General features: G+C 67.8%; 6 protein-coding genes and 1 pseudogene. 2 read left to right on the plus strand and 5 right to left on the minus strand.

Annotation, left to right across the window (positions count from 1 at the left end; all coding sequences use genetic code 11):
* Positions 1-1,030 (minus strand): family 43 glycosylhydrolase (locus tag QZX79_RS09635; protein WP_294567957.1); only part of this gene is annotated, 1,030 nt, incomplete at its 3' end.
* A 449-nt stretch (positions 1,031-1,479) separates the two neighbouring features.
* On the opposite strand from QZX79_RS09635, the gene ugpC reads away from it, so the two are divergent.
* Both ugpC and QZX79_RS09645 read left to right on the plus strand, forming a co-directional pair.
* Positions 1,480-2,604 carry an ABC transporter ATP-binding protein gene (gene ugpC, locus QZX79_RS09640; RefSeq protein WP_294567960.1) on the plus strand — a complete coding sequence of 375 codons (1,125 nt, stop codon included), beginning with the start codon at positions 1,480-1,482 and terminating at the stop codon, positions 2,602-2,604.
* Between the two features lie 286 nt (positions 2,605-2,890).
* Positions 2,891-3,610: pseudogene (locus QZX79_RS09645) on the plus strand (IS5 family transposase).
* Between the two features lie 45 nt (positions 3,611-3,655).
* Here QZX79_RS09645 and QZX79_RS09650 read toward each other — a convergent pair.
* The 4 genes from QZX79_RS09650 to QZX79_RS09665 all read right to left on the minus strand — a co-directional run bounded on the left by QZX79_RS09650 (position 3,656) and on the right by QZX79_RS09665 (position 7,721).
* Positions 3,656-3,811 (minus strand): hypothetical protein, encoded by a 156-nt coding sequence (locus QZX79_RS09650; RefSeq protein ID WP_294567962.1) that lies wholly within the window; start codon positions 3,809-3,811, stop codon positions 3,656-3,658.
* Positions 3,812-4,513: 702 nt separating this feature from the next.
* Positions 4,514-5,389, minus strand: coding sequence for a carbohydrate ABC transporter permease (locus QZX79_RS09655; RefSeq protein WP_294567964.1), 876 nt, complete (start codon positions 5,387-5,389; stop codon positions 4,514-4,516).
* A gap of 37 nt (positions 5,390-5,426) precedes the next feature.
* A complete protein-coding gene (locus QZX79_RS09660; protein ID WP_294567967.1) occupies positions 5,427-6,377 on the minus strand; it encodes a carbohydrate ABC transporter permease in 951 nt (316 codons plus the stop codon).
* Positions 6,378-6,392: 15 nt separating this feature from the next.
* Positions 6,393-7,721 (minus strand): extracellular solute-binding protein, encoded by a 1,329-nt coding sequence (locus tag QZX79_RS09665; protein ID WP_294567969.1) that lies wholly within the window; start codon positions 7,719-7,721, stop codon positions 6,393-6,395.
* Positions 7,722-7,810 lie beyond the last annotated feature (89 nt).

Here is a 7,810-nt window from a genome sequence, read left to right on the forward strand (position 1 = left end):
TAAGATGCCCGGCACTCGAGATGCCCGGCAGCATGCCACTGCTCAGCACAGCATGACCTTGCGCTGCAAGATCTGTCAAACTGCCATCCGCCTCTTCGCGTATCGCACCAACAGAATATGATTCATCTTTGTAGCTGCCGTAACTATTCAGGTAGTAGCGGCTGCCGGCCGGAGATACCAGGCCCCCGATGGGCGCCTCGATGCAGTGCCAGTCGACCGTTTCGCCCCCGGCCCAATCCCGCTTGCCGATCTGCCAGGGCATCGAGCGCTCGCGTTCATACATCTGGACGTCCAGGCTCGGCTTGACGAGGACGCGCGGAGCCGACAAGGGCCGAGTGAGGTCAGGGGTCAGTTTTACCTCGACGATCCCCACGCCGACGCGTGTTTCGTTCCAGAATTCCACGACGTATGCGAGGAAGTCCGCTGGTCCACCCGATTGCTGATCATGTCGTCGGTAGACGTCCGCATCGATGGCGAAGTCCGTCTCCAACTCCAGGGGCATCTCGCCCTGGTCGATGAACGGCCCTTCCGGCCTGTCGGCCACCGCCCGGCGCAGCCGCTGCCCGATGTCTGCATTCGACTGGTGGGGTGTGCTCCGTGAGTAGAACATGTTGTATCGCCCGGCCGATGCGTCGTACACCACGCAAGGAGCCCAATGCTCGCTCATCGGCGCATCCGCTTGCAGTGCCTTTCCAAGGTATTCGAATTGCCGCAGGTCGTGGCTGCCATAGACGGCGATCCGGTCACCCTTGCGGGAAACGTCCGTATGGTAAAGGTAGTAGGGGTAACTGCTCGCAGATGACCGAGGGGTGGTCAGCAGATACGGGTCCCCCTGATCTGCGACGTCGGGCGCGGGATGAGGAATAATCGGCTTATAGAAGTCGTCGATCCGGAGACCCGCGAAGTCGTGATTTTCGCCTGCCCGCATGGGCACCGACCCTAGCAGATGACAGCTCATCAGTTGATCACTCCGCTGCTTCGCCAGTAGGTCGTCATCGTATTCGCGCAATGGTCGGCCGACGACACGCATATGCCCCCTCGCCGGGCCCCTGCACTAGCGCTATTGCTGCCTCAGCGCCTCCTCGCACCGCCGTCGCCCCCGCTGACGCAGTCGAGAAGACGCACACGGCAGCAGCCGCCCGAGGTGGCGATCTGCCGGCGGATTCCCGCTGCCTGCGCCGAGTGGGGGATCGGGTCCGGGATGCGCTCGGCGAGCTCGCCCCGTACGCTGCTGATCAAGATTTCCGGCTCCCCTGGAGGCGCTGCACCCAATGGACTGCGCCGACCGGGCTGTGCTCTCGACCCTGGGCCAGGCAGCGCGCCAGGCGGAGGATTTCCCGCAGGTCGGGTCGTTCTCGACAGCGCTCCAACTTGAGCACTCCGCCTCGCTCCGAGACGATCTGCGTTCCACCTGGGACACCGCGGCCACACCAGCCAGGACCAACCCAGCCTCGTTCCGCCGCTGAGAGAGGACACGTCATGGCCGGCATCACCTACGACCACGCGACCGTGCAGTACGCCGGGGCCGAACGGCCCTCGGTGAACGCGCTGGACCTCGACATCGCCGACGGCGAGTTCCTCGTCCTGGTCGGTCCGTCCGGCAGCGGGAAGTCCACGGCGCTGCGGGCCCTGGCGGGCCTCGAGAGCGTCAGCGGGGGCACCATCCGCATCGGGGAGCGCGACGTCACGCACGTCGCGCCCAAGGACCGGGACATCGCGATGGTGTTCCAGAACTACGCGCTCTACCCGCACATGACCGTCGCGGACAACATGGGCTATGCCCTGAAGATCGCCGGAATGAATCGGGACGAGATCCGCAGGCAGGTCGAGGACGCCGCGAAGATTCTCGACCTGGAGCCGTACCTCGACCGCAAGCCCAAGGCGCTGTCGGGCGGCCAGCGGCAGCGGGTGGCGATGGGCCGGGCGATCGTGCGCAATCCGCAGGCGTTCCTGATGGACGAGCCGCTGTCCAACCTCGACGCGAAGCTCCGGGTGCAGACCCGCACCGAGATCGCCGCCCTGCAGCGCCGCCTGGGGACGACGACGGTCTACGTCACGCACGACCAGGTCGAGGCCATGACCATGGGTGACCGGGTGTGCGTGCTCAAGGACGGCTACCTGCAGCAGGTGGACACGCCCCGCAACCTCTACGACAAGCCGGACAACGTCTTCGTCGCGGGTTTCATCGGCTCACCGGCGATGAACATGGTGGAGATCGACCTCGACCAGGACGGCGCGGTGCTGGGAAACCACTCCGTCCCGCTGCCACGGCAGACCATGGCCGCCCTGGCGGCGGACAACTCCACGACCGCGACGCTGGGCTTCCGGCCGGAGTCGGTGCGGCTGGTCGGCGAGGGTGAGGGCTTTCCGTTCGAGGTCGTCGTCGTGGAGGAGCTCGGCTCGGACGCCTACGCCTACGGGACGATGCACACCTCCCGCTCCAACGAGAACGACAAGCTCCTGACGCTGCGGGTCGACGCGCGCCGACCGCCCATGAAGGGCGAGACCGTCCACGTCGCGATCCATCCGGACGAGGTCTACGTCTTCTCGTCCAAGTCCGGTCGCCGGGTCTCCGGCGACGTCGCCAGCGTCGCCCGAGCCTGACGCCGCACCTGTTCAGTCTCGCAGCGCGGGCTCCTGTGATGCCCGTACGGGTTCGGCGCGATCCTCGGACACCCGCCGGCGCGGCGTGCCCCCAATGCTGCCGGCTGAATCAAGAACCGCCTGCCTCGAGGCATCACGCCGTGCGGCAATCGTGCATTCCAGACTCGGAGGGAATGACGGGGGCAGGACCTAGACCTTGTCTCCTCAGTAGATGGCACTTGATGCGGGATCTTGAACCGGTGGGGACTCGCGTAGAGCTGAGCGAGGGGCGGTGATCGAGCCGTTGATGCCGCAGGTGACCGGCCGGTCGAGGCCCCACCGACATCACCGGCAGGTCGTCGAGGGCATCGTGCACCGCTTTCGGTGCGGGATCTGGGCGGTGTCGGTGGACTCCGCGGTCAACCGCGCGCACCCGCACGCCACCAACCTGCCGCGAGCCGAGGTCCCCACGGGGGGCATCGGCGAACTACGTGAATCAGTGCCTCGGTCCTCGCACCAAGGCGTTGGTCGAGCCGCCTGACCACGGCATCGGCCGCCCCTGCGGCGGCCTGCCGACCAAGGTCCACCATGCCGTCGACGGCCGCGGGCGCCCGCTGTCGATCCTCATCGGAGCCGGTCAGGCCGGTGACGCGTCAGCCCGCTTGCCCTGCTGGCCGGCATCCGCGTGACCCGCCCTGGACCGGGTCGGCCCCGCACCGACCGACTGCACTGTTGGCCGACCGCGCCCACTCCTTCAAGGGCATCCGGGCCCACCTGCGCTCCCCGCGGGATCACCGCGGTCATACCCGAACCCCGCGACCAACAGGGCCACCGCACTCGCCGGGGCAGCGCAGGCGGTCGGCCGGTCAGCTACGTCCGAGAGCTCTGCACGGAGCGCAACGTCGTCGAAAGCTCATTCGCCCTGCTCAAACAGTGGCGCGGCCTGGCCACCCGCTACGACAAGCACACACTTGTCCACCGCGGAGCCGTCGTCCTGGCCGCCGTTCTGGCCTGGCACCGCACGTGAAAGACATGCCTAGGGGCGTGCGCCGGGGTCGGGGCGGCTCGATGCTCAGGCGTCGTTCGTGAGTACTGGGACAGGAGCCTCCACTGCTGAGGTCCGACGGTGTCGTCGGGCGTAGGAGACGGTGACTGCGGCGAGCAGTGGTCCCCATGCGACCAGCGGCAGGTACAGCAGGCCGACCACGTCGGCTCCTGTCGGCGTCATGTCGGGGTGTGGGGTGTTCCACCAGAAGAGCAGCTGGGTTCCACAGGAGGATGAGGGCGACCGCGCCGGCCGATGCCGCTATGACGACCGGTCGCGTGCGAATGGGGCGCCCACCGAAGCGGGGCACCCAGCGCGGCACGACGTCGCCCCATGGCTGTACGAGGCCGAGGGTGAGCAGGGCAGCCGCTTCGCTGACCACGCTGAGGACCACCAGCTAGATCAGGCCGGATCCGGTGGGGTCGAGGTCGGTGAGCCCTTGCTCGGTGAACCCGCCGGAGAAGCCGAGAACGAGAGCAAGCCTCCACGGAGCGGAGGGCAGCGGTGTGAGCGCCGCGGCGTGCGCCGCCAGACGAGCCCATCGAGGAGGGGGCGCCGCCGCTGGACGGAGGGCTCTGGGCGCTCGCTGCGGAACCACATTCCGACACTAGCGGCCGCGGCGCCGTCGTCCGGGCCACCGTTTTCGCTTGGACACGCACATGGGAGACGCGCCCTAGCTGGCTACGAGGTGACCGTAGCTCCACGACGATGACTTCTGGTCGGGCCCGGTCGGCATCGCGGAGCAGGAGCGGCGCGGCGGGCGTCGTCGACCTCTGACGGCCTCCGCCACGAAGACCCGGCGGCGCAGCACAACACCGTACGTGCGAGGCCGCCAACTCCGCGATGTCGTTCCGCGGGGCCTTCCCACGAAGGACGTCCTTGTTGCTACTTGATGCCGGTGTTGGCAACCCCTTGGGCGATCTGGCGCTGGAGGACCAGGAAGACGGCGAGCAGCGGCAGGATGCCGAGGACGGCGGAGGCCATCGTCTCGGAGTACTGGATCGCTGAACCCCCGACCAGGCTGCTGAGCCCGACCGGGATGGTCTGGGACTTGGTCTGCGTGAGCACCAGCAGCGGCCAGAGGAAGGCGTTCCAGGACGTGATGAACGTCAGGATCGCCACCGCGGAGATCGCCGGCCGGGACAGCGGCATGGCGATCTGGGAGTAGATCCGCCACCAGCTGGCACCGTCGAGCCGGGCGGCCTCGATGAGGGCCACCGGGATGGCCTTGATGAAGGAGTGGAAGACGAACAGGGCCACGGGGAGGGCGACCGAGGGCAGGATGACCGCCCAGTAGGTCCCCAGCAGGCCGATGGCGCGGAACTCCAGGAACTGCGGCAGGACGAGCGCCTCGACGGGCACCATCAGGCCGGCCAGGATCAGCCCGAAGACGAAGTACTTCCCGCGGAAGTTGAGGTTCACCAGGGCGAACGCGGCCATCGAGCAGACCACCACGGTGAAGACGACCGTGAGGCTGGAAATGATGAAGCTGTTGACGTACCACCAGCCCAGCGGGCTCGTGTTCCACGCGTAGCTGTACGCGTCCAGATTCCAGTTGTTCGACCACGGGGTCGTGGGGTTCTCCGCGATCTCCTCGTTGGGCCGCAGTGACGTGATCAACGCCCACAGGAACGGGACCAGCCAGATGAGCGCGAAGAGTGTCACGCACGTGGCGGCGAGCCGGTTGAAGAGCTTCCCGCTCCGGTCCTGCTCGCCGCCCCGGCTCGAACGCTTGGTGCCGGAGCGATCGGTTTCGACCACTGGCGCGGCCACGGCTGTCGCCATTGTCGAGCTCCCCTCAGGCGTTCGCGGAGTTGTTGCGCCGCCGGACCAGGAACCAGGCGACGCTGACGAGGACCAGGACCGCGAAGTAGACCATCGTCGCGGCGGCCGCATAGCCGCCCCGATAGGCCGAGAACCCGCTGTCGAAGATGTACTGGATGACCGGGCGCGTCGTGTAGTTCGGGCCGCCGGCCAGCAGGATGTAGATCTGGTCGAACACCTTCAGGGACGCCAGGACCTGCAGGATCAGCACGAGGCCGATCGTCGGGCGCAACAGGGGGGCGGTGATCGTCCGGATCTGCTGCCACGGCCCGGCGCCGTCGAGCGTCGCCGCCTCGTAGATCTCCTCCGAGATCTCCTGGATGGCCGCGGTGTAGAGGATGAAGTTGAAGCCGAACGTCCACCACACGGTGAGCAGGACGACGGCGAACCAGGCGCCCGAGGTGCTGCCGAAGAAGTCGGGAGCGGTCAGCCCGAACCAGCCGAAGGCGTTGGTGATGAGCCCGGTCTGGGGGGTGTACATGAACGCGAAGATGAGGGCCACCGCGGCCGAGGGCACGACGTACGGGGCGAAGAAGGCGAGCCGGTAGAACCACTGGCCGCGGCCCAGGCGCGAGACGAGGATGGCGAACAGCAGCGGCAGCAGCACCAGGATCGGTGTGGTCAGCAGCGTGAACAGCGCCGAGTGCCACATCGAGGCCCAGAAGTCGGCGTTGGTGAGGACGTCGGCGTAGTTCGAGAAGCCGACCCAGCTGCCGATGCCGGATTTCACCGTCGTGGTGTTGAAGAGGCTGATCACCAGGCCCACGAGGACCGGGCCGATGAGGAAGGCGACGTAGAGAACCAGGAACGGGGCGGCGAACAGCCAGCCCGCCCGGTTCTCCGGGCGCGGAGGCTTCCCAGCGGTCGCGGCGCGGTCGTCGACCTCGACCCCTGTTCTGGGCGCGGGGAGTGCAGTGGCGGTCATGTCGCGGTCTCCGTCCTACACGGGTGGCCGGGCGGTGGCGAACGTTTGCAGCCTGCTGGTCAGGGCGCCGACGCCACCCGCAGGGTCGGTGGCCCCGGTGAGCACGCTGGCGACGACGGAGCCCATGGCGGTCTGGAAGTCCGAGCCCGCTCCGGTGTACCAACCCGGCGGGTCGTACACCGCGTTGAAGGCCGCCTCCGTGTAGTTGCTCTGCGGCTGGAGCTCGAGGAACTCCTTGCTCTCCTGTGCCGGCAGCCAGGCGGGGACGTGCCCGCCGTCCGCCCAGGTCGAACTCTGGTCCAGGAGACCCTCGACGAAGCGCACGGCGTTCGCCGTCCGCTCGTCGGAGCGTCCAGTACTCCTCGGGAGAACCAGTGCGTGCGAGTCGGCGTAGGCGACCGGCTCGGGGCCGAGGAGTGCGGGGAAGGGCACGACGTTGAAGTCGAGGCCTTCGACGTCCCGGTACGTCGGGATCTGCCAGACACCGTCGAAGAGGAAGCCGACCTCGCCCCGGCTGAAGAGGGTCGAGGACGTGGTCGCCGTGGCGGTGCGTGGCATCAGTCCCCGGTCACCGGTGAGGCTCTGCAGGAACGCGAAGGACTCCTCCATCGCGGCGCGGTCGATCGTGACCCGGGTGCCGAGGTCCTCGACGATCGGTCCGGCCAGACCGGAGTAGGTCATCATGAAGAGGCGCCAGCAGGTCGAGGGGTCCACCGTGATCGATGCGACCGCCGCGTACTCGTTACCGGTGGAGTCCTTCATCGCCTGGAGGGCGGCGACGAAGTCGTCGCTGTTCCTCATGGGCTTGAGGTTCTCGCCGGTCTCGTCGAGCAGGCCGGCCTGCTGCGCCAGCTCGGTGTTGTAGAACAGCACGAACGGGTGCGTATCGAGCGGCACCGCGTACGTGGTGTCGTCCACCGTGGCCTTCTCCCAGGCGGCCGGCGTGAACTTGTCCTCGGTGATCCCCGCGTCGGCGAACTGGTCCGCGACAGGCTGGAGCAGTTCGGCCCCCGCCAGAAGGGGCACCCGGGACAGGTGCGCGACGGTCACGTCGGGCGGGCGGCCGCTCGACGTCGACAGCGCCAGCTTCGTGTAGAAGGGGTTGCCCCAGGAGAGCAGCGTGGACTCGACCGACGAGCGGGACGACCCCCGATAGGTGTCGACCATGGTCGCCATGTTTTCGCCGTCGCCGCCGCCGAACAGGTGCCAGAAGATGACATCGGCGGTGCTCGGCTGCGCGCCGGAGAGACTGCTCCCGATCGGTGTGGAGCACCCCGACATCGCGACGGCGAGCGACACACTGCCCCCCGCGGCGAGGAACTGGCGACGCGAGAACCCAGTCATGAGACTTGTGTCGGGTAGTGCCCCGATGAGCCTGACATGCGACGACTGTCACATGGAGGCCCTCGGCGGTCAACCGGAGGCCGGTCGCC

This window comes from uncultured Arthrobacter sp. (assembly GCF_902805515.1).
GTDB lineage: Bacteria > Actinomycetota > Actinomycetes > Actinomycetales > Micrococcaceae > Arthrobacter_D.